A 20,123-nucleotide genomic window follows, 5' to 3' on the forward strand; every position below is an offset into this window, starting at 1 on the left:
TCCGTCGTTTTAGTCACTTTGTATCCGGAAAGGATGAATTGAGATGGAACATGAAAAAGAATTCTCTGGCCCTGAGGCCATGCTCTATAGCCATAAAATCATTCAGCTCAGTAAAGCATTGTGGAAGACGGTCGAAAAAGACTGGCAGAACTGGATCAAGCCTTTCGATTTGAACATAAACGAGCATCATATTTTATGGATTGCCCACGCGCTCGGTGGCGCCTCAATCTCTGAGATTGCGAAATATGGCGTGATGCACGTATCGACCGCGTTCAACTTTTCGAAAAAATTAGAAGATCGTGGTCTCCTCACGTTCTCTAAAAAAGAAACGGACAAACGTAATACTTATGTACAGTTGACGCCTGAAGGTGAAGCGCTCTTGCTCAAAACAATCCATGCGTTCGACCCTGAAGAGAACGGTGTGTTCCGTGCCTCGCTCCCGTTGCAGGAGTTATATGGGAAGTTCCCGGACTTGACGGACATCACGGCCATCGTCCGCCGCCTGTACGGCGACAACTTTATGGACATCTTCGCCGAAACATCAAAAATGATTTCTGAAGAGGCAGGCCGTCGTCCCGAAGATGACGAGCTGACTAAAGAAGCTTGACGTGCGCGTAAAGGGGCTCTGTGATTTCGAGAGCGATCCCTTGTTTGACGCACGCCGCCAAGATGACCCCAGGGTCTAACGACGGATGCAACATCCCGACGAAACTGACGAGCAAAGGCTCTACGGACGACAAGCCGTAACGCCTTTGCTCATTTTGTTGATTGTTGATTTCGTCGAGTAGTTTATAGAAGTCCGCAACTTCTTCCTTCGTCAAGTTTGCTTTGATGACTTCATATTCAAACGGCCGACTCGACCAATCGACTAGTCCGAGCAACAGCTCCATCTGAAAAGACAACTGATTAACTTTCTCTTCTAACGACACGTTTCCCACCCCATCATTTCACATTCTCTTTCATCATTATACGACACGTTTCTGTGCTATGATACTACACAGGTAATCGAACAGCTGTCAGCATTAACAAAATGTGGTATAGTCGAACATAGAAACTTATAGATTTTTAGGGGTGGAATATATGTCAAACGGAATGACGAATGAACCAAACAAACAAAACAAAAAGTTTTCAACTGGTGCCCTTGTCGGCGCATCGGCAATCGCGCTTCTCATCGGTGTAGGCGGTACGTACGCTGCAACGAGCGGCGGATCTTCTGACAACTCAGCTGTTGTCTCTTTCGAAGGTGGCGAAATCACGCGCGGTGAAATCGCGGACATGAGCTACGACCGTATGGTCCCACAACTCGCTTTCCAAGAAACGATGAACGCACTTCTTGAAAAAGAGTATGGCGACAAAGTCGAGCAAGAGAAAGTCGACGAAGAGTTCAGCAAGACGGAAGAGCAGTTCAACTCGAAAGAAGAGTTCGAACAAGCGATCCAACAGGCTGGTATGGCTGACACAGACGAATTCAAAGAAGCGCTCCGTGGGCAGATGCTCGTCGATGCTGCCAAGTCTGAACTCGTCGACGTGACGGATGAAGAAATCGAAGCACAATTCGCCAAAGAGAACGTCGAAGTCCAGGCGAGCCACATCCTCGTCGAGACGGAAGAAGAAGCGCAAGCGATCATCAAAGAGTTGAACGATGGCGCTGATTTCGCAGACGTTGCGAAAGAAAAATCAACAGACACTGGTTCAGGCGAAAAAGGCGGCGACCTCGGTTACTTCTCAGCCGGTGCCATGGTTCCTGAATTCGAAGCATACGCGTTCCAAGAAGATGTCGTCGGTAAAGTCTCAGAGCCGGTCCAATCACAATTCGGATTCCACGTCATCAAAGTCGTAGACCGTAAAGAAAAAGACCTCAAGCTCGAGGACGAGAAAGACCGCATCCGTGAAGAATTGGCGACTGAAAAAGCAGCTTCAGTCGACGCCAACAAAATCTACGCTGAGTTGATCGAAAAATACAACGTTGACGTGAAAGACGCGAAAGCCTCAACACAATTCGACGCAGTAAAAGACGCTCTCAAAGCGGAAGAAGAAGCACCGGCTGAAGAGTCGACAGAACAATAAGCAACAGGCAGGCATCCCGCGGGATGCCTGCCTTTTTTTATAGCTTCGGTTTGTAGAACGCCCGGTTATCAAGCGCCATGACCCGTTCTGTGAACGTTCCTGGCTCGACACCTTCGAACGCTTTATCGAACATGTTCATCCGCGCGTCGATGTTATCGATGAAGAACAGCATCTCGGCCTCCGGAAGTTGCGGCGCGTTCGCCGAGCCCCACTCCGGCTTCCCGTGGTGACTTAAGACGAGATGTTGTAACAGCGTCGTGACTTCACGATCTGTCCCGAGCTCGCGGGCTGTGACTTCGATCTCGGACGCCATGAGCGACAAATGACCGAGCAGTTTGCCTTCGAGCGTATATTCCGGGGTGATCGCGTCCGACAGCTCGATGACTTTCGCCAAATCGTGCAAGACGACACCTGAGACGAGCAAGTCCCGGTTCAACTGTGGATACAAGTCACACATCGTTCCGGCCAGTTTGAGCATTGACATAACGTGGAACGCGAGCCCTGAATAGACCGCATGATGATGACGTACCGCCGCCGGATACGTGAAATATGCCTCTTCGTTTCGGTCGACAATCGTCGTCACGAGTTCCCGCATGCCCTCGTGACTGATCGCGTCGATATACGCCCGGATCGTCGTCTCGAGCTCCGACTTCGGGATCGGCGCAGAGCGGACGTACGGTGCGATGTCCGTCTCCCCTTCGATAATCGAGATCTGCTTCAGTTTGAGCTGCGTCCGGCCCCGATAGTCCATGACTTCTCCTGAGGCGTGGACGATCTTTTTCGTCCCGTACTTCTCGGTATCAGCGCTATCCCACACCTTCGTCTCGATTTCGCCGCTCTCATCGCATAAAACGAGCGTCAGATAAGGCTTCCCGTTCCCGGCGAGCCCTCGATATGATTGTTTGATCATTACATATTGGTTTAACGTGTCGCCCACTTTGAGCTGACCGATTTTAGTCGTCAATGAAAGCACCTCTCTTCTTGTCAGTACTTCCATCTTAACGAAAGTTCGCCCCAGATGCCAACTTTCTCGGTAAATCGGGAATACTTGAGGAGAGAAGAACATTGGGGGAATGAAGGATGAATTGGACTTGGTACACGCGACCTGAGGAAATCGTACACGTTGACGACCACTATGCGGAGGCGTACACGTATTGGCTCGAACAACTGACGACGGCCAAAGTGACGAAAATCATCGTCGAGCAGGACTATATGTATGGTTCGCTCACGCTCGACTATGAGCAGCTCGAACGCGAACCGCAGAAAATCGGTCACTATTTCGTGACGCGCGACTTTTTATGGACGATCGGGTTTGACGATTTGTACTGCGAGATCGTCGCAGCGAAACAATATGCCACACCGATTGAAGCGTTCTATGACCTGCTCGCCGAAAAGATGGACTATTACTTCCATGGGATCGATGAATATGAGGAACGCCTGATGATGTCACAGCGTGAAATGAGCGGTCAAGTTCCGCCTGAATTCATGAACGAGATATTTGGGCTGCGGAGTGAGATTGAACGTTGGTCAGATACGGTCGTCCCGTACCGCGAGCTACTGATGGCGGGACGAGAGGCGTTCCTCGACATAGAGTTGAATGAGCTGAAGTCTTATCGCCTTGCTGAGTACCGTGTCGACCGGCTGTTAACGTTAATTGAACACTACCAGGAAGATGTCATCGCGATGACCGATCTCGCCTCGACGCTGTCAAACTTTCGCGGCAACGAGATCATGAAGGCGTTGACCGTCTTCACGGCACTGACGACGCCGGTCGTCGCCTTCGGTGCCGTTTGGGGCATGAACTTTAAACAAATGCCTGAACTCGAGTGGCCGCTCGGCTATTTGTTCGCTTGGTTCATGATTATCCTGTTCACGCTGTTGATTCAAATTTGGTTAAAGCGAAAAAATTGGATCGGCTCATTGCTCCAATTCCCAAGTCAGCCTCGAACTCAACAACGTCTCGATAAACAAAGAAGTAAAAAAACGAACAAAAGTTCGGTATAATGAAAGGAGTCGATTGAAACAGAAAGGAGATGCCGATGGAACGTTTAATCATACATGTCGATATGGATGCGTTCTATGCATCCGTCGAACAACGAGACCGTCCTCATTTGCGAAATAAGCCCGTCATCGTCGGTGGCGCCCCTCACAGTCGTGGAGTGGTCGCCACCTGTTCGTATGAGGCGAGGAAATACGGCGTGCATAGCGCCATGTCGTCACGCCGTGCGTTCGCCCTGTGCCCGCAAGCGACGTTCGTCAAGCCGCGCTTTCAGGCGTATCGGCAAGTGAGCCAAGACGTGATGAAGATCTTCAAGTCTGTGACGCCATTCGTCGAGCCGCTATCGCTCGATGAAGCGTACCTCGACGTCACCGAGAACTCGCTCATGAGCACGTCGGCTCCTTACGTGGCGCGCTACATTCTCGGCGAGATCAAACGCCGGACCGGACTGACCGCTTCCGCCGGCGTCGCCCCGTCCAAGTTCGTCGCCAAAATCGCCTCCGGGTTCGACAAACCGAACGGCCTCACTATCGTCGCCGCGGACGAAGTCGAGTCGTTCCTCGCCCCGCTGTCGATCACGACGATGCACGGTGTCGGAAAAGTGACCGCCCAGACTTTGTTCAAGCACGGGTTTGAAACGATTGCCGACATCCAGCAGGCGCGACCTGAACAGTTGAAGGCCATCCTCGGCCATGACCGTGGTGTCCAGTTATACGAACTCGCCCACGGACGTGACAGCCGTCCCGTCGTCCCGACCCGTGAACGCAAGTCGATCGGCTCGGAGACGACGTTCGCCTTTGACCTCGACGACCCGGAGGAAGTGTATGAGCGCGTCATCCCTGAAATCGAAGACGTATTGCAACAGCTCGACCGCCGTGAATTGAGTTGTCAAACCGTGACGATCAAAATCAAGACGAGCGAGTTCCAAGCACGCAGCCACCAAATCAAGCTGAACCATCCGACCCATGACCATGACGAAATCAAACGGCTCGCCCGACGCTTGTTCGATGAGATGTCAATCAACGAGCCGGTCCGTCTGATCGGCATGACCGTCTCCGATTTGATCCCCCGAACGGAGACAGCCCGTCAGCTCACGTTCGACGAACTGACGAAACCACCGCTTGAAGAATGAATGGTGATTCAGTACAATGAAAAAAAGGGGGGGATCCGTTTGAACATGTACACAGTCACCGCGTTCGAGAATGACGGCACGATTTTACTTAATGATTCATTCGAGGCAGCGAACGACGAAGAAGGAAAAGCGAAAGGGCTAGCGATGCTCCAGGAGGCCGGTCACGACCATAAAGGGGCGCGCATCGTCCGCCAAGGACAACTCATCTATTTCGAGCGGTGCAAACTTCCCGGAAAACTGAAAAGCACAGCCTCATAACAGAAGCGCCTCGGGAACCCCGAGGCGCTTGTTTATTCGCTATATTTAGTCTCCCATTGTTCGCGCCACGTCCAATAATCGGGATGTAGCTCTTCCGCCGTCTTCCCATCCAGTGAATAAGGTGCCCCCATCAGCGGTTCCTTTGAATCAGGGAATGAGGTCCCGCCGATGATGTCCCCGTCATCAATTAGGACCAAGACGTTCGTCTGTCCGAGCTCGTACTGATCATCGAGCAGATGGTTACGGACGACGAAATGCTCTCGCTTAATGTCACGCCCGATATAGTCGTCCGGTGGCGTCGTCTGGACGCTCCAAGTATCTCGCACAGGTGAATCGAGAAGGTCTTCCTTCTCGAAACGTGACGTGTCCCCTCCCTTGTAAGAGACGATCTCATAACCTTTCTCCTCCAAATACCTTTTGGCCAGCAACGCGTCCTCTCCGAGCGTCGGTTCTTCACTGGCGTTCGAGCAAGCTGCCAGGAAGAAGACGCACAGGAGGATACCGATTCGTTTCCACATCATCTCTTCACCTCATTAGTTCATTGTTTTCAACTTATTCGTCTTATTCGTCAACTAACAAAAATTTCCTCTTTCAGAATGGAAAGAGGAATAAAATCGAAAACATCGCGACGACCGCGACAATCATTTGTAGCGGCAAACCGACTTTAACGAAATCGAAAAAGCGATAGCCGCCGATACTGAACACCATCGCGTTCGTCGGTGAGCCGAACGGCGTCATAAACGCGAGTGATGCCGCGACGGCGACCGCGACGACGAGCGGCACCGGACTGACTTCGAGTGACGCGGCGAGCGATAAGGCGAGCGGTGCGAACAAGACGGCCGTTGCCGTATTGGAGATGATTTGACTGAGCACCATCGTTGCGACGAAGATGGCGACAAGCACCCAGACCGGACCAGCGCGCCCGAACGACTCACTGATCCATGTGACAAGCCAGGCCATGACACCCGCGTTTTCGAGTGCGGTCCCGACTGGAATCATGGCGGCAATCAACAGTAGCGACGACCATTGGACCGACTCGTAGGCAACGTCCATATGCCGGACCGCTCCCGTCAGCACCATCGCGATGGCCGCAAGCCAAACGGCAACGGTCGGGTCGACCCATTCGAAGACGAGGAGCACGACCATGACGAGCATGATGAGACCGGCTGCGAGTTGATGGCGCTCGGACACAGCTCGGTTGGCGACATCGGTCACGCGCTCGTTCGCGAGCAACAAGTGTGTCTCGTCACCCGCTTTTTCTAAATCGCTCCACTCGCCTTGGGCCACGAGCATATCACCTCGCTCTAACGGGACGTCTTTCAGCCGTGTCATCGCAATTTCTTCGTTCGGGCGGATGACTTGAAGCACGTTCAAGCGGTAGTCATTTCGCAGACGACTTTCCGAGAGACAGTGACCGATGAGCGGGCTATCAGATGGGACGGTGAAAATGGCGACGCCTGACCCTTTCCCGTAGACGTCTTTCAGCTCCATCGGTTCAACGATCAACCCTTCTTGACGGGCGACGCGTCGAACATCCGGTTCTGCCCCGCTGACGAGGACACGTCCCTCATAGAGCACCGTATCGGCTCGAGCCGTGACGAGTCGATGCGCGAGCCCTTTTCGCTTTTCGCCGAGGACGATCAAACCGTCACGTGACCACTTCACGTCTCGGAGTGCTTTCCCGACAAGCGGATGACCTTTCGTGAGCGTGAGCGCGTAGATGTTCAAGTCAGGCATCGGCAGACGAGCGACGACGACCGAACGAACCTCGCCCGCATCGAGCAGCCGGTTCCCGATGACATAAAAGTAGAGCAGCCCGACGACGGCGGCGGCGAACCCGATCGGTAGTAGCGAGAAGAAACCGAGCGTTCCGACTGAGGCACCACGGAGCGCCTCAGCGGCGACAAGGTTCGGTGGGGTGCCGATGAGTGTCATCGTCCCGCCGATGCTTGAAAAGAACGCGAGCGGCATTAACAGTTTTGCCGGATTCGTACCGGTTTGTCTCGACATGGCGAGAACGACCGGGATCAAGAGCGCGACCGTCCCCGTGTTCGACATGAGACTAGATAGAAACGTCACGGTGACCATCAGAACGAGAAATAGACGCACCTCACTCCCTTTCGCATAAGGAATGAGCCCAGCGCCAAGCCGTTCGGCGAGTCCTGTATGAAACAGGCCCGCTCCGACGATGAATAATCCGGCGATCATCAAGACGACCGGATTCGAGAAACCTGCCATCGCCTCGACAGGCGACAGTTGCTGCGTCAATACGAGCGCGACGAGCCCGACGAGTGCGACGAGATCGGCCCGCAACCAGCCCCCGATGAAAAAGATGATCATGACCGCTAATATGAACAAGGTGACCATGACGCCCACCCTCTCTTGTGAATTGATGTACAAGGCTATTATACCCCACATTATGTAAACGCTATCATTAGGAATATGACAAGTCGGTCAACAAAAAACGGATGGCTCGAAAGCCATCCGCACAGGTGTTATTGAACTTCGTTTTCATTAACCATCGGAGCGTATAGCTCTTCAAGTGGCTTCATGATAATTTTTGTCACTTCTGTGACCAGTTGATGCATGCGTTGCTCTTCTTGCATGAGCTCCATGATCAATTCGTTCTGTTGCACGCTCATCATTTTCGTTTGAGCATCCATCATCTCTTGTTCTGAGATTTCTTCGCCTTGCATTTGCTTTTGCTGAAGCTTCATTTGGATATCACGGAAGTCAGCGAACAACTGGTTCGCTTCTGCATCCGCATTGACACGATCGTATAATGAAGAGAGATTTGTGAACTCCTCAGATTCGCGAAGTGCTTTTTCCAATTGGTTAGCATGATCGTACAAGTTTGTTTGTGACATGTGACGTCCTCCTAAATACTATTAGGGCCGTGGCCGATCAAACGATGGCAATCAACCCTTGAATCAACCCAATCATACCACCTAACAGCGCCCCAAGCCATGTTATTGCCCGGAACTCCCGTTTCGAGATCGACAAAACAATCTCCTCGAGGTACGACGTATCGAGCGACTGGACTTGCTCTTGCACGATTTGATCGATTTTCAGACGGTCCATCACCGTCTCCATTTGATCGGTGAACCGTTCGATGACGAGCCGAACCCCGTTCGGGACGAGATCGTCGACGATGCGCGTCTCGACGTCTCGTGTATACGAATAGACGGTCCGGTCGAGCAATTCGCCGATCGGAAGACGGGTGATGACTTCTGTCGTCACCCCATCGATCAATCGGTTTTCTAACCGCTCATCTAAGAGTGTGTCGACCGTACGCTCACTGAACCGTTCGAACTCGCGCGTGATCATCGTCGCCATTCCGGACCGAGTCGATCCGCCACGTAAAATGTTGACAATCTCCGGGCGGATCATCTCGACGAAGTTCATATTTTGAATGAACCCGGCGATAAAACCGAGCCGGCGTTGGACGAACGAGTCGACCATATACCGCAATTGAGCCTCTCCTTCCGCCGAATAGAAATACTCTTCTGATTTGACGAGCATCGCGTCGACGATTTCCGGGATCACGTCACGGACACGGTCCATCCCGTCCTCACCGAGCAGTTCGTACAGCTTGCGTGACTTGACGTCAGCAAGCACGAGCCGGAGCTCTTGACGGAGTTTCGTGTCCGCTTCCGTCAACACACGCGACTCGGCGTCCGGGTAAAGCGGTTCGACTAGTGTACGAATCGTCTTGTCCGAACGGAGCATCGTCCGGACTTCCTCTTGGACGAAATAGGTGATGTGGCCGTTCACTTGTTCGTCGAGCAGGCGCTTCCGCATCCCTTCAGGCGTCAACAAGTGTTTCACGACCGTCTTGCCGAGACTCGTCGCCAGCTCATCGCGGCGCTTCGGAATCAACCCCGGTGTGAACGGTACTCGGACTTTTCCGATATACTTTGGCTCGTGGGGCCGAAATAACATTTTGATGGCGAGGAAGTTCGTTACTCCCCCGATTGTCGCCCCGATGGCGATCATGATGAATATTTTTAGTAGACTATCCAAACTGCCTGCCCCCGTTCTGAAATATGATACATTGTTGAAGAGGTGATTGTGTTGACTACGTTTGATCGTATTAAATCGATTTTCCCGACCGTTGTCCATCGGTCGGAAGACGCATCCGGAGACTATGCTTGGTATCAAGCACATGACGGGACAGTGTTCGGCTTGCCAAAAACCGAGTTGAACGAGCGTGAACGGCAACTGCTCGAATGGTCGGCGACACCGTTTTTGACGACCGCCGACCCCCGTCAAGAAAAATGGCAAAACCGCCTGCTCACCGATTCGTATCGGATCGCGCAACCGTTCCGTCTGTTGTCGCTATCGCTCCACTATCAAGAGAGGGAATCGCTCGAGCAATTTTTAGAGATCTTACACGACTTCATGCCAGAAGCGGAGATTGTCGTCATGACGCGACATCACGTTGAAATCATTGAGATGAACCAACTCGTCGACTTGTCTGATTTCGAGGACGTATTGCGTGCCGGCGCGAGCGACTGCTACGTCGAAGCGCACGTCATCTTTAGTGAACGGCCGCTCGGTGTGTTGGGGACGCTTTACCATCAACACATGACGTTGCGCCCGTTCGCGAAACTCCCTACTAAAACTTACCCTGCTAGTCAATTATTATACCATTACTTGCTACAAGACCATGAGACTTTTGCCACACGTCTCCAATTGACCGAGGCGGCGTATTCGATACTCGATAAGACGAGTGTAGAATTGTTAGAGGCGCTGTTCGCCAACTCGCTGAACGTGTCTCATACGGCGAAGGCGCTGTTCATGCATCGGAACACGCTCAATTATCGGCTCGATCGGCTCTATGAACTGACAGGATATGACGCTCGTCAGTTTTATGATGCGAGTTTACTCCAACTGATTGTCACGTTGCACAAATCTGAGTAGCTGTTTTTGTGCAACGTGTACATAGCTAGTGCAAGCGGTTTCATCTTATAATCAATCTTGTAAGCGCTATTATACAAGAACACATTCTCAGGAGGCTAACGACAATGGCAGAAATTCAATTGAATCACATTGATAAAATATACGACGGTGGTGACGGGAAAGCCGTCAGCGACTTCAACTTGCACATTAAAGACCGGGAGTTCATCGTTTTCGTCGGACCGTCTGGTTGCGGTAAATCGACAACACTTCGCATGATCGCAGGACTCGAAGAAATCTCGAGCGGCGACTTCATCATCGACGGCAAACGCATGAACGACGTGGCGCCGAAAGACCGCGACATCGCGATGGTCTTCCAAAACTATGCCCTCTACCCGCACATGAGCGTCTATGACAACATGGCATTCGGTTTGAAGCTTCGGAAGTTCCCGAAAGAAGAGATCGACCGTCGCGTCCAAGATGCGGCTCGCATCCTCGGACTTGAAGAATACCTCCAACGTAAACCGAAGGCACTCTCAGGTGGTCAGCGCCAACGTGTCGCCATCGGTCGCGCTATCGTTCGTGACGCGAAAGTGTTCTTGATGGATGAGCCGCTCTCAAACTTGGATGCAAAACTTCGCGTACAAATGCGTAAAGAGATCATCCAGTTGCACAACCGTCTCGATACGACGACGATCTACGTTACCCATGACCAAACGGAAGCGATGACACTCGCGACTCGTATCGTCATCATGAAAGACGGGATCATCCAACAAGTCGGTTCGCCGAAAGAAGTATACGACAACCCAGATAACATCTTCGTTGCCGGCTTCATCGGTTCACCTTCGATGAACTTCTTCCGCGGAACACTCGCAGACGGCAAGTTCGTCGTGAACGGCGAAGAAATCAACGTGCCTGAAGGCAAGATGAAAGGTCTTCGCGACCGCGGCTACATCGGTAAAGAGCTCATCCTCGGGATTCGTCCAGAATCGATCCACGATGAGCCGATCTACATCGACTCTCCGACAACACACACGTTCCAAACACACATCGACGTATCTGAACTCATGGGTGCCGAGTCGTACCTTTACGCCGAGCTCGGCGGACACCAGTTCACGGCCCGCATCGACGGCCGCTCGAACATCCGCATGGGTGACGACGTAGAACTCGCGCTCGACATGACGAAAGCACACTTCTTCGACACTGAGACAGAGCTCGTCATCCGTTAATACAAAATCCCCTCGATTCTTGGAATCGAGGGGATTTTTCGTTTAGCGGGTCGCATAACGACGTTCGAGCCGATGCTGCCCTGCTTGAATGAGTGTCGACAAGATCCAATAGATCGAGGCCGAGAACAAGAGGAGCGGCATGACCAAGTAGGTCGTCGCTGCAATCTGGTCTGAGACGTACGTCAACTCCTGCACGGCGATGACCGACCCGAGCGACGTCGACTTGATGATATCAATCACCGAGTTCGACACCGGGGGTATGGCCCGTGATAACGCTTGTGGGAAGATAATGTCTTTAAAACGTTTTGCCCGCGGGATCCCGAGGGCGACACTCGCCTCGACTTGTCCGCGATCGACCGAATTGATGGCTGCCCGGAACGCCTCCGAGATATAAGCCGCAAAGTGCAGACCCAATCCGAAGATGAGCGCCTGCATCCCACTCAGTTGGACGAACCCGGTCAATCCGACGTACAAGATGAGGAGTTGTAAGAGCAGCGGCGTACCCCGGAAGAACGAGGTGTACGTCCGAGTGAACAACCGCAACACTTTGATTGGACTGCTGTGAAGTAACGCGATGATCAGACCGAGCACCAAGGCGAGGATAATCGACAGGATACTGGCGATCAACGTCAATTGTACGGCTTCGATATAGGCCGAACGGTTCTCGATGACGGTCGTGATCAGTTCATTCATTGACTGATGTCCTCACCAAAGTACTTCTCACCGATTTCAGCCATCGTTCCGTCTTCTTTCATTTCAGCAAGCGCCTCGTTCAACTGGTCGAGCACGTCGCTGTCTTGACGCGTCATATAACCCGCCTCGCTCTTGTTGAAGACGTCACCGACCGCTTTCACGTCATAACCTGTCTTCTCGAGCTCTGAAAAGATGAAGAGACGATCGTTGAGCGCTGCGTCAAGACGTCCGACTTGAAGGTCTTGCAGCACTTGGTTCGCGCCTTTGTAGAACTTCACTTCAGCACCAGCTTCTTCAGCCATCTGGGCATAGACCGATCCTTGCGTCGAACCGACGACTTTGCCGTCAAGGTCGTCGATGCCTTGGATGTCTTCATTATCTGAAGCGACGATGACTTGTGCACCTGAGACCGCGTACGTATCCGAGAACGCATACTTCTCTTCACGCTCCGGTGTGATGCTCATCTGGTTCGCGATCATATCGATGCGTTCCGCATCGAGTGCCGGGACGAGTCCTTTGAAGTCCATCGGCTCATATTCGACCGTATAGCCGGCACGTTCTGCCGCTTCGTTCAACACGTCGATGTCATACCCTGTGATTTCACCTTTATCTTTGTACGTGAATGGCGGGTATGTCGCTTCCGTCCCGACTGTGATGACTGTTTCTTCAGATCCACTGTCCGTCTCTGTACCGCAAGCTGCGAGCACCCCGAACGATGCGCCGATTGCGAGAACTGCCGTTAATGATTTTTTCATGTTATTTCCGCCTTCCTGATAATCCTTATATGATTACATGGTTTTGAGCAATATACTCATCATACTGACGAGGTTAAAAGAAGTCAAACAAAAACCACCGCTCCCAGTTGAGCGGTGGTACACTAGTCAGTCGATTGCTTTTGCTTGCTTCATAACGTCTCGTTCAATCGCTTCACGTTTCGCCGTCGTCGTCTCGGCACTATCCGCGTGAACACTGAAATAGAACTTGATCTTTGGCTCTGTGCCAGACGGGCGGAGACAGAACCATGACCCGTCCTCGAAGACGAATTTGAGCACGTTCGAAGACGGCAAGTCGATGTCCTCGGTCGTATTTTGACGAAGCTCGGTTGCGACTTGTTGCTTGTAATCCTCGAAGCGGACGACTTCATAGCCGGCAACTTCTTGCGGCGGGTTGGCACGGAACGCTTCCATCATCCGGCCGATCTGTTCAAGCCCGGCTTTCCCTTTCAACGTCATCGATTGAAGCGATTCCTCATAAAAGCCATACTTCTCATAAATCGCTTGGAGCGCGTCATACAACGTTCGCCCCTGCGCCTTATGGAAAGCTGCCATCTCGGCGCCGAGCACGCACGCCTGAACAGCGTCTTTATCACGGCAGAAGTCGCCGATCAAATAACCGTAGCTCTCTTCATAACCGAACAAGAACTCGTACTCACCTGACTCCTCATACTGTTTAATCTTCTCACCGATGAATTTAAAGCCGGTGAGCGTGTTCTCGAGATGCACGCCATACGCTTTGGCGATGGCCGCCCCGAGCTCGGACGTGACGATCGTTTTCGCGACGAATCCGTTCGCTGGCAGCGTGCCGGTCTCGACTTTTTGCGATAGGATGTAATCCATCAAGAGCGCTCCGGTCTGGTTCCCCGTCAAGACGAACCATTCCCCGTCGCGGTCACGCACGGTGAAGCCGACGCGGTCACCATCGGGATCGGTCGCCATGAGCAGATCAGCGCTGACACGGTCACCATATTCCATCGCCAGCTTGAACGCCGCCCGCTCTTCCGGGTTCGGGGAACTGACCGTCGGGAACGCGCCGTCTGGTTCGGCTTGCTCTTCGACGATCGTAACATGGTCAAACCCGTACGTCTTGAGTCCTTCCATAATTGGTCGACGTCCCGTGCCATGAAGGGGCGAGAAGACGATTTTCAGGGCGTCTGTTGGGACGTCCTTATGGATTCGAATCGCTTGAAGAGCTTCCAAATAAGCAGCATCGACAGACTCATCGACAGTGACGAGCGTCCCGTCGGCGCGGAGTGTTGCTTCGTCTTGGACCGGGATGCTTAACTCGTCCTCGATCGCGTTGACGTAAGACACGAGCTCGTCCGCCTCGGCCGGCGGTAATTGCCCGCCGTCGGCGCCATACACTTTAAAGCCGTTATACTCAGGCGGGTTATGACTCGCCGTGATGACGACTCCTCCAAACGCGCCTAAGCGTCTGACGGCGAATGACAGCTCTGGCGTTGTCCGTAAGCTCGGGAACAAGTAAGTCTTGATCCCGTTCGATGCAAACGTCCGTGCCGCCTCGAGCGCGAATTCAGGTGAGTAGTGACGTGGATCATGGGCGATGACGACACCGTGCCGTTTCGCTTCCTCGCCTGACGCCGAAATAAAGTCGGCAAATCCTTGTGCCGCTTTACGAATCGTATAGACGTTCATTCGATTGGCACCTGGTCCGATCTCACCGCGCATACCACCCGTTCCGAATTCAAGCGTCTTATAAAACGCTTCTTCGAGTGTCGTCTCATTTTTTGCCATCTCGTCTAATTCGGTCCGAAGATAAGGTTCAAGTTCCTCATATTGATTCCAACGCTCATATGTTTGTTGCCATGCCATGGTCAATTCCCCTTTCGACGTTCAAATTCAATCGAAGTACTCGCCAATTTGTTCCATCTTGTATACGATGGGAGTAACGAAACTTCGAGGTGATACTATGTTTCCAACTATGCGTGCCCAAGAATTGAAACAAATCGTCCATACGGACTCAATCCGATTTATTGATTGCCGCTATTCATTGAACGACGCTTCATACGGAAAATACGTGTACCGTCAAGGACATCTCCCGAATGCCGTCCATCTCGACTTGATGGAAGACTTGTCAGGCCCTGTGTCCGTTCACGGCGGACGTCACCCGCTCCCGTCAAAAGCAGCGTGGACGGAGACGCTCCGACGCATCGGCATCCAAAAGGACGACTTGATCATTATTTACGACGACGGTTTCCCATACGCCGCACGTGCTTGGTGGTTATTCAAGTGGGCCGGCCATGAGCGCGTCATCGTGCTCGAAGGCGGAATTCAGGCCGGCATCACTTACTGTGGTGAGACAACGACCGAGATTCCGACGTACCCTGCTTCGACATACGTCCCTGATTTCCACGACGATATGATCGCCACGATCGAAGACGTGCGCGCCGCAACGACAACAGGCGGCCTATATGACTCAAGAACGGCCGACCGTTACGACGGAAGCCACGAACCGATCGATAAAAAAGCCGGGCATATTCCGAACGCCCTGCTCTGCCCATACGTAGACGCTGTCACGGAGCTCGGGACGCTTCAAGACTTTCACGATTTGCGCGAACTTTACACCAACGTGCTCGATGTCCCGAACCCGATTTTTTATTGCGGCAGCGGTGTCACCGCTTGCGTGAACATTTTGGCGTTGCACGCGCTCGGTAAAGACGATGTCCGTCTCTATCCCGGTTCATACTCTGACTGGATCAGTTATCCAGACAACAAGGTCCACCCATAACGGGTGGATTTTTTTATCAAAATTAGGCGAGAATACTCCCACTTCTAAACGACGCGGGCGAAGCCCTAGTGAAAGTGGGAGATGAATCGCCTTCGAACCAGGCGTGTCTTTCGATACGTCAATGGTTCGACATCGTGTTTGAACTTCCTGAAATCAGGTAAAAAAATAAGTGTCACGTTCCTTGAAAACTGAAGATATAGGGTTGTGACAGGAAGTTCGTCTGTCACGTAAAATCTTCAACGTTCACCTAGCGGATGACCGAAGTAGCGAAAACCAAGCAAAGTAGGCATCCGCACTAAAGAAACGAACAAGATCAACTTTCAACCGTCGGGACAACGGGGGTAGCCTGATAATGTTCCGGTCGTTAGGCCGGATAACTCAGGAATCCTCCACCTCTAAGCAAGGCCTAGGTGGGGGTAGTTCAATTCACACTCGTCGGCTTGATGTTCCAAACCGCGTTCGCATATTCCGTGATGGTTCGGTCACTCGAGAAAATACCAGACTTAGCCGTATTGACGATTGAACTTTCCGCCCAACGCGCCTTATCTGCGAACGCTTCATCGACGCGTCGCTGTGCCTGCATGTAGGACATAAAGTCTTTCAAGACGAGGAAGTCATCGTTATAGACGAGAAGCGAATCAAAGATCGCTTGGAATTGATACTCCCCGACCTTATCGAACGTCCCGTTGACGAGACTGTCGACGACGTTACGTACTTCGGTGTTGGCATGATAAATGTCGGCCGCATGATACCCGCCGAATTTCTTATAGTTCATGACTTCTTGCGGCGCCAATCCGAAAATGAAGATATGGTCGTCACTGACCGCATCGCGAATCTCGATGTTCGCCCCGTCAAGCGTACCGATTGTGAGCGCTCCGTTCATCATGAACTTCATGTTTCCGGTTCCTGACGCCTCGTAGCTCGCCGTCGAGATCTGTTCACTAACGTCCGAGCCCGGGAAGATCCGTTCGGCCATCGAGACGCGGTAGTTCTCAAGAAAAACGATCTTGATGAACTGACTCGCCCGTTTGTCCTTGTTAATCATCGACGCGAGGGCATTGATGTAGCGGATGACTTCTTTCGCGTAATAATAACCTGGCGCCGCTTTCGCTCCGAAGATGAACGTCCGTGGGACCATCGTGAACGTCGGGTCTGCTTGAATCTTTTGATAGAGCGCGTGAATATGCATCGCGTTCATGAGCTGACGCTTGTACGCGTGCAGACGTTTGACTTGAACATCGAAAATCGAGTTCGGGTCGACACTGATTCCCGTCTCATCTTGAATGTAAGCCGCTAAGTCGAGTTTATTTTGTTGTTTTACTTCCATCACTTGCTCCTGGAAGCTCGTATCTTTCGAGACGCCCATCAACTTCTCAAGATCGTTCGGGTGCTCGATCCATGACGGACCGATTGCGTCCGTGATCAAGTTCGATAGACGTGGATTTGATTTCAAGAGCCAACGGCGATGCGTGATGCCGTTCGTCTTGTTATTGAAACGAAGCGGGAACATTTCGTACAAGTGGCGCATCTCGCGTTGTTTTAAAATATCTGTATGAATACGGGCGACCCCGTTCGTCGAATGTGACCCGACGACGGCAAGGTTTGCCATGTTAATGTAATTGTTCGAGACGATCGCAATCTCACCCATATGCGGTTCAAGGTGTGGATAATTGACGAGCACGTCTCTACAGAAACGACGGTTGATTTCATTAATGATTTGATAGATTCGTGGTAATAGACGCTCGTACATCTCGACCGGCCACTTTTCAAGCGCCTCGGCGAGAAGTGTATGGTTTGTGAACGACATGACACTCTTCGTCACGCGCCACGCCTCATCCCAGCCATATCCGTGATCATCCATCAAAATCCGCATCAGTTCAGGGATCGCGACGACCGGGTGGGTATCGTTAATGTGGACAGCGTAGTAGTCGCCTAAATGTTTGAGTGATTTGTTGTGTCGCAAGTAAGACGCGATCATCGATTGGACACCCGCTGACACGAAGAAGTACTGTTGTTTCAAACGGAGCACTTTACCTTCATACGTCGTGTCGTCCGGATAAAGGAACTCCGAGATCGTCGCAATCGACTGCTTGTGTTTCAACAAGTCTTTGTACGACCCTTTCGTGCGTTCCATATACTCTTCGTCATCAAATGGCGACTCCGCATTCCAAAGCCGGAGCGTGTTCACAACGTCGTTCTTGTAACCGATGATCGGCATATCGTATGGGACGGCGCGTACGACTTCGTCTGGGTGATGAACGACACGGAGACGGTCTCCGATCTGCTTCATCTCGATCCAGCCCCCAAAATTCACGTCAACCGCACGATCGGCACGGCGCGTCTCCCACATATTCCCATTCCGGAGCCAGTTGTCCGGCAACTCGACTTGATAGCCGTCGACGATTTTTTGTTTGAACAAACCGTAACGATAACGAATCCCGTTACCGTGACCGGGCAGACTGAGCGCGGCAAGTGAATCGAGGAAACAAGCGGCCAGACGGCCCAGTCCACCATTACCGAGTCCAGGTTCCGGCTCGAACTCCGTGATTTCCGTGAAATCAAAACCGAGTTCTTCAAGTCCTTCTTGGACAACTTCTAAAACATCCATACTGAGTAAGTTGTTATAGAGGAAGCGGCCTAACAAAAACTCGAGCGAGAAATAGATGACTTGCTTGCTCTGTTTTGCTTCTTGCTTGTCGCGTGTGTTGATCCATTTCGGAATCGCTTGTTCACGCACCATCGTTGCCAACGTTTGATACACTTCCTGCTCGGTCCCTTCATCGAACGATTTCCCGTTTAAGGCGACGAATCTTTCTTGAAACGAAGTGACGAAGCTCTGTTTATCTGTAAACATATATGTGTAAATCTCCTTCCAGTCATGCGAATAGGTGATATAACTCACGGTATTGCTTAGCGGATTGTTTCCAGCTGAAGTCCGAAGTCATCGCTTGATGGACGAGCGCATTCCAAGTGTTATCCTCGTAGAAGACACGAATTGATTTTTCAATCGTCGCGAGCATCTCGTGAGCGTTGTAGTTCAAGAAACCGAAGCCAGTCCCTTCTTGCGTATAATCATTGTAAGGTTTGACCGTGTCTCGGAGTCCGCCTGTCTCACGAACGATCGGAAGCGTTCCATAACGCATCGAGATCAATTGGCTAAGGCCGCACGGTTCGAATCGAGATGGCATCAAGAAGGCGTCTGATCCCGCATAAATCAAGTGGGCCAGTTCGATATCGAACCCGATATACGACCCGATTTTCCCAGGATGGGCTGCCGTCATCTCATGAACAATCGCCTCATATTCAGGTTGACCCGATCCAAGGAAGACGAACTGGCAATCCAAATTCCCCAACTCATGGTTCACCGCATGAATCAAATCGAGACCTTTTTGCTCGACGAGACGACTCACGAATCCGATCAACATGATATCATCACGCACTTCGAGACCGTAACGTTCTTGAAGCATGCGCTTGTTGGCAAGCTTCCCTGTTTTGACCGTATCGAGATCATACGTTTGTGCGATTCGTTTGTCCGTGCTCGGGTCGTTCGTCGCCAAATCGAGACCGTTCAAGATGCCGCGGACGTCGACGGCACGGTGGCGTAGTGCCGCATCTAAACCTTCGCCATAGTAAGGTTCCATGATCTCATCGCGATAAGATGGACTCACCGTCGTGATTTGGTCGGAATGGACGATACCGGCCTTCATGTAATTGACGAGGCCGTTATGTTGGATGCCCTCTGCCGTGAAATGCTCGTGCCCAAACTGCAGCAGTTCACCAAGCACAGCTTCCGGGAAGATCCCCTGGTATTGCAGGTTATGGATAGTAAAGACCGTTCGAATCTTTTGGTACGCTTCGATGTGTTGATAATGGATTCGTAGAAACGCCGGAAGGACACCCGTCTGCCAATCGTGGCAGTGCAACACGTCCGGAACTTCTTCAATCTGCCCGATCATCTCAAGGACGGCTCGGGAGAAAAAGGCGAATCGTTCTGCATCATCGTAATGACCGTAGAGCACGCCTTCGCGATTAAAATAGTACTCGTTATCGATAAAGTAATACGTGATCCCGTCGCGCTCTAACTTCAAGACGGCCCCGAACTGCTTACGCCAGCCGACCGGGACGATCAAATCGAATAAATATTCCATCTCATCGACATATTCTTGTGCAATCGAGCCATACTTCGGCATTACGACACTGACATCTTCACCAAGGCTAGACACCGCTTGAGGGAGCGAGCCAATCACATCGGCAAGCCCCCCCGTTTTCATGAACGGTGCCGCTTCTGAAGCGACATACCATATTTTCATAATATCCTCCT

Annotated in this window: 19 protein-coding genes; 8 read left to right on the forward strand and 11 right to left on the reverse strand. The window is 51.9% G+C overall.

Going from position 1 to position 20,123, the window contains the following annotated elements; translation table 11 throughout:
- The first annotated feature begins 43 nt into the window (after positions 1-43).
- Positions 44-607, forward strand: a complete 564-nt coding sequence (locus tag EVJ32_RS10020; protein WP_131458124.1) for an HTH-type transcriptional regulator Hpr — start codon at positions 44-46, stop codon at positions 605-607.
- Here the strand turns inward: EVJ32_RS10020 and EVJ32_RS10025 are convergent.
- Positions 594-929 carry a DUF1878 family protein gene (locus EVJ32_RS10025; protein WP_236635571.1) on the reverse strand — a complete coding sequence of 112 codons (336 nt, stop codon included), beginning with the start codon at positions 927-929 and terminating at the stop codon, positions 594-596. The genes EVJ32_RS10020 and EVJ32_RS10025 overlap by 14 nt on opposite strands.
- Positions 930-1,080: 151 nt before the next feature.
- On the opposite strand from EVJ32_RS10025, the gene EVJ32_RS10030 reads away from it, so the two are divergent.
- Entirely contained in the window at positions 1,081-2,067 is a 987-nt protein-coding gene (locus EVJ32_RS10030) for a peptidylprolyl isomerase (protein WP_131458125.1), read from the forward strand.
- A gap of 37 nt (positions 2,068-2,104) precedes the next feature.
- Here EVJ32_RS10030 and EVJ32_RS10035 read toward each other — a convergent pair whose 3' ends face one another.
- Positions 2,105-3,064 (reverse strand): HD domain-containing protein, encoded by a 960-nt coding sequence (locus tag EVJ32_RS10035; protein ID WP_201738374.1) that lies wholly within the window; start codon positions 3,062-3,064, stop codon positions 2,105-2,107.
- 83 nt (positions 3,065-3,147) lie between these two features.
- Here EVJ32_RS10035 and EVJ32_RS10040 point away from each other — a divergent pair, with 83 nt between their 5' ends.
- From EVJ32_RS10040 to EVJ32_RS10050, 3 genes are read left to right on the forward strand one after another with little or no spacing between them, the layout of a single operon-like run.
- Positions 3,148-4,071, forward strand: a complete 924-nt coding sequence (locus EVJ32_RS10040) for a CorA family divalent cation transporter (RefSeq protein ID WP_131458126.1) — start codon at positions 3,148-3,150, stop codon at positions 4,069-4,071.
- Positions 4,072-4,106: 35 nt separating this feature from the next.
- The gene (gene dinB, locus EVJ32_RS10045) at positions 4,107-5,198 is read left to right on the forward strand and encodes a DNA polymerase IV (RefSeq protein ID WP_236634120.1); all 1,092 of its coding nucleotides are present in this window, start codon (positions 4,107-4,109) and stop codon (positions 5,196-5,198) included.
- 45 nt (positions 5,199-5,243) lie between these two features.
- The gene (locus tag EVJ32_RS10050) at positions 5,244-5,456 is read left to right on the forward strand and encodes a YhzD family protein (protein ID WP_236634125.1); all 213 of its coding nucleotides are present in this window, start codon (positions 5,244-5,246) and stop codon (positions 5,454-5,456) included.
- A 32-nt stretch (positions 5,457-5,488) separates the two neighbouring features.
- On the opposite strand, the gene EVJ32_RS10055 is transcribed toward EVJ32_RS10050, so the two are convergent.
- The 4 genes from EVJ32_RS10055 to EVJ32_RS10070 form a co-directional block, all read right to left on the reverse strand.
- Positions 5,489-5,977 (reverse strand): hypothetical protein, encoded by a 489-nt coding sequence (locus tag EVJ32_RS10055; protein ID WP_131458130.1) that lies wholly within the window; start codon positions 5,975-5,977, stop codon positions 5,489-5,491.
- 70 nt (positions 5,978-6,047) lie between these two features.
- Positions 6,048-7,823, reverse strand: coding sequence for an SLC13 family permease (locus EVJ32_RS10060; RefSeq protein WP_236635570.1), 1,776 nt, complete (start codon positions 7,821-7,823; stop codon positions 6,048-6,050).
- 128 nt (positions 7,824-7,951) lie between these two features.
- Complete coding sequence (locus EVJ32_RS10065) at positions 7,952-8,323, reverse strand: YlbF family regulator (protein ID WP_131458132.1); 372 nt, start codon at positions 8,321-8,323, stop codon at positions 7,952-7,954.
- Between the two features lie 37 nt (positions 8,324-8,360).
- Entirely contained in the window at positions 8,361-9,479 is a 1,119-nt protein-coding gene (locus EVJ32_RS10070; RefSeq protein WP_236634122.1) for a DUF445 domain-containing protein, read from the reverse strand.
- A 48-nt stretch (positions 9,480-9,527) separates the two neighbouring features.
- Here EVJ32_RS10070 and EVJ32_RS10075 point away from each other — a divergent pair, with 48 nt between their 5' ends.
- Both EVJ32_RS10075 and EVJ32_RS10080 read left to right on the forward strand, forming a co-directional pair.
- Complete coding sequence (locus EVJ32_RS10075) at positions 9,528-10,379, forward strand: PucR family transcriptional regulator (RefSeq protein WP_131458133.1); 852 nt, start codon at positions 9,528-9,530, stop codon at positions 10,377-10,379.
- A gap of 104 nt (positions 10,380-10,483) precedes the next feature.
- Positions 10,484-11,584, forward strand: coding sequence for an ABC transporter ATP-binding protein (locus EVJ32_RS10080; protein ID WP_131458135.1), 1,101 nt, complete (start codon positions 10,484-10,486; stop codon positions 11,582-11,584).
- A gap of 42 nt (positions 11,585-11,626) precedes the next feature.
- Here the strand turns inward: EVJ32_RS10080 and EVJ32_RS10085 are convergent, their stop codons facing one another.
- The 3 genes from EVJ32_RS10085 to EVJ32_RS10095 all read right to left on the reverse strand — a co-directional run bounded on the left by EVJ32_RS10085 (position 11,627) and on the right by EVJ32_RS10095 (position 14,886).
- Entirely contained in the window at positions 11,627-12,277 is a 651-nt protein-coding gene (locus EVJ32_RS10085; RefSeq protein ID WP_131458137.1) for an amino acid ABC transporter permease, read from the reverse strand.
- Positions 12,274-13,032: a transporter substrate-binding domain-containing protein gene (locus tag EVJ32_RS10090; protein ID WP_131458139.1), complete on the reverse strand. Its 759-nt coding sequence runs from the start codon at positions 13,030-13,032 to the stop codon at positions 12,274-12,276. Before EVJ32_RS10090 ends, EVJ32_RS10085 begins: the two co-directional genes overlap by 4 nt.
- Positions 13,033-13,158: 126 nt before the next feature.
- Entirely contained in the window at positions 13,159-14,886 is a 1,728-nt protein-coding gene (locus EVJ32_RS10095; protein WP_131458141.1) for a phospho-sugar mutase, read from the reverse strand.
- A 97-nt stretch (positions 14,887-14,983) separates the two neighbouring features.
- On the opposite strand from EVJ32_RS10095, the gene EVJ32_RS10100 reads away from it, so the two are divergent.
- The gene (locus tag EVJ32_RS10100; protein ID WP_236634123.1) at positions 14,984-15,802 is read left to right on the forward strand and encodes a sulfurtransferase; all 819 of its coding nucleotides are present in this window, start codon (positions 14,984-14,986) and stop codon (positions 15,800-15,802) included.
- 421 nt (positions 15,803-16,223) lie between these two features.
- On the opposite strand, the gene EVJ32_RS10105 is transcribed toward EVJ32_RS10100, so the two are convergent.
- Positions 16,224-18,656 carry a glycogen/starch/alpha-glucan phosphorylase gene (locus EVJ32_RS10105; RefSeq protein WP_131458143.1) on the reverse strand — a complete coding sequence of 811 codons (2,433 nt, stop codon included), beginning with the start codon at positions 18,654-18,656 and terminating at the stop codon, positions 16,224-16,226.
- Between the two features lie 22 nt (positions 18,657-18,678).
- The gene (glgA, locus tag EVJ32_RS10110; RefSeq protein WP_131458145.1) at positions 18,679-20,112 is read right to left on the reverse strand and encodes a glycogen synthase GlgA; all 1,434 of its coding nucleotides are present in this window, start codon (positions 20,110-20,112) and stop codon (positions 18,679-18,681) included.
- Positions 20,113-20,123: the final 11 nt, after the last annotated feature.

This window comes from Exiguobacterium sp. SH5S4 (assembly GCF_004337045.1).
GTDB classification, from domain to species: domain Bacteria; phylum Bacillota; class Bacilli; order Exiguobacteriales; family Exiguobacteriaceae; genus Exiguobacterium; species Exiguobacterium aurantiacum_A.

Bases quoted from the DNA above. Each gene is read 5' to 3' on its own strand.
- EVJ32_RS10040 (WP_131458126.1), top strand. From the start codon at position 3,148: ATGAATTGGACTTGGTACACGCGACCTGAGGAAATCGTACACGTTGAC.
- EVJ32_RS10100 (WP_236634123.1), top strand. From the start codon at position 14,984: ATGTTTCCAACTATGCGTGCCCAAGAATTGAAACAAATCGTCCATACG.
- EVJ32_RS10090 (WP_131458139.1), bottom strand. From the start codon at position 13,032: ATGAAAAAATCATTAACGGCAGTTCTCGCAATCGGCGCATCGTTCGGG.
- EVJ32_RS10020 (WP_131458124.1), top strand. From the start codon at position 44: ATGGAACATGAAAAAGAATTCTCTGGCCCTGAGGCCATGCTCTATAGC.
- glgA (WP_131458145.1), bottom strand. From the start codon at position 20,112: ATGAAAATATGGTATGTCGCTTCAGAAGCGGCACCGTTCATGAAAACG.
- EVJ32_RS10080 (WP_131458135.1), top strand. From the start codon at position 10,484: ATGGCAGAAATTCAATTGAATCACATTGATAAAATATACGACGGTGGT.
- EVJ32_RS10105 (WP_131458143.1), bottom strand. From the start codon at position 18,656: ATGTTTACAGATAAACAGAGCTTCGTCACTTCGTTTCAAGAAAGATTC.
- EVJ32_RS10085 (WP_131458137.1), bottom strand. From the start codon at position 12,277: ATGAATGAACTGATCACGACCGTCATCGAGAACCGTTCGGCCTATATC.
- EVJ32_RS10030 (WP_131458125.1), top strand. From the start codon at position 1,081: ATGTCAAACGGAATGACGAATGAACCAAACAAACAAAACAAAAAGTTT.
- EVJ32_RS10095 (WP_131458141.1), bottom strand. From the start codon at position 14,886: ATGGCATGGCAACAAACATATGAGCGTTGGAATCAATATGAGGAACTT.
- EVJ32_RS10050 (WP_236634125.1), top strand. From the start codon at position 5,244: ATGTACACAGTCACCGCGTTCGAGAATGACGGCACGATTTTACTTAAT.
- EVJ32_RS10035 (WP_201738374.1), bottom strand. From the start codon at position 3,064: ATGGAAGTACTGACAAGAAGAGAGGTGCTTTCATTGACGACTAAAATC.
- EVJ32_RS10065 (WP_131458132.1), bottom strand. From the start codon at position 8,323: ATGTCACAAACAAACTTGTACGATCATGCTAACCAATTGGAAAAAGCA.
- EVJ32_RS10055 (WP_131458130.1), bottom strand. From the start codon at position 5,977: ATGATGTGGAAACGAATCGGTATCCTCCTGTGCGTCTTCTTCCTGGCA.
- dinB (WP_236634120.1), top strand. From the start codon at position 4,107: ATGGAACGTTTAATCATACATGTCGATATGGATGCGTTCTATGCATCC.
- EVJ32_RS10060 (WP_236635570.1), bottom strand. From the start codon at position 7,823: ATGGTCACCTTGTTCATATTAGCGGTCATGATCATCTTTTTCATCGGG.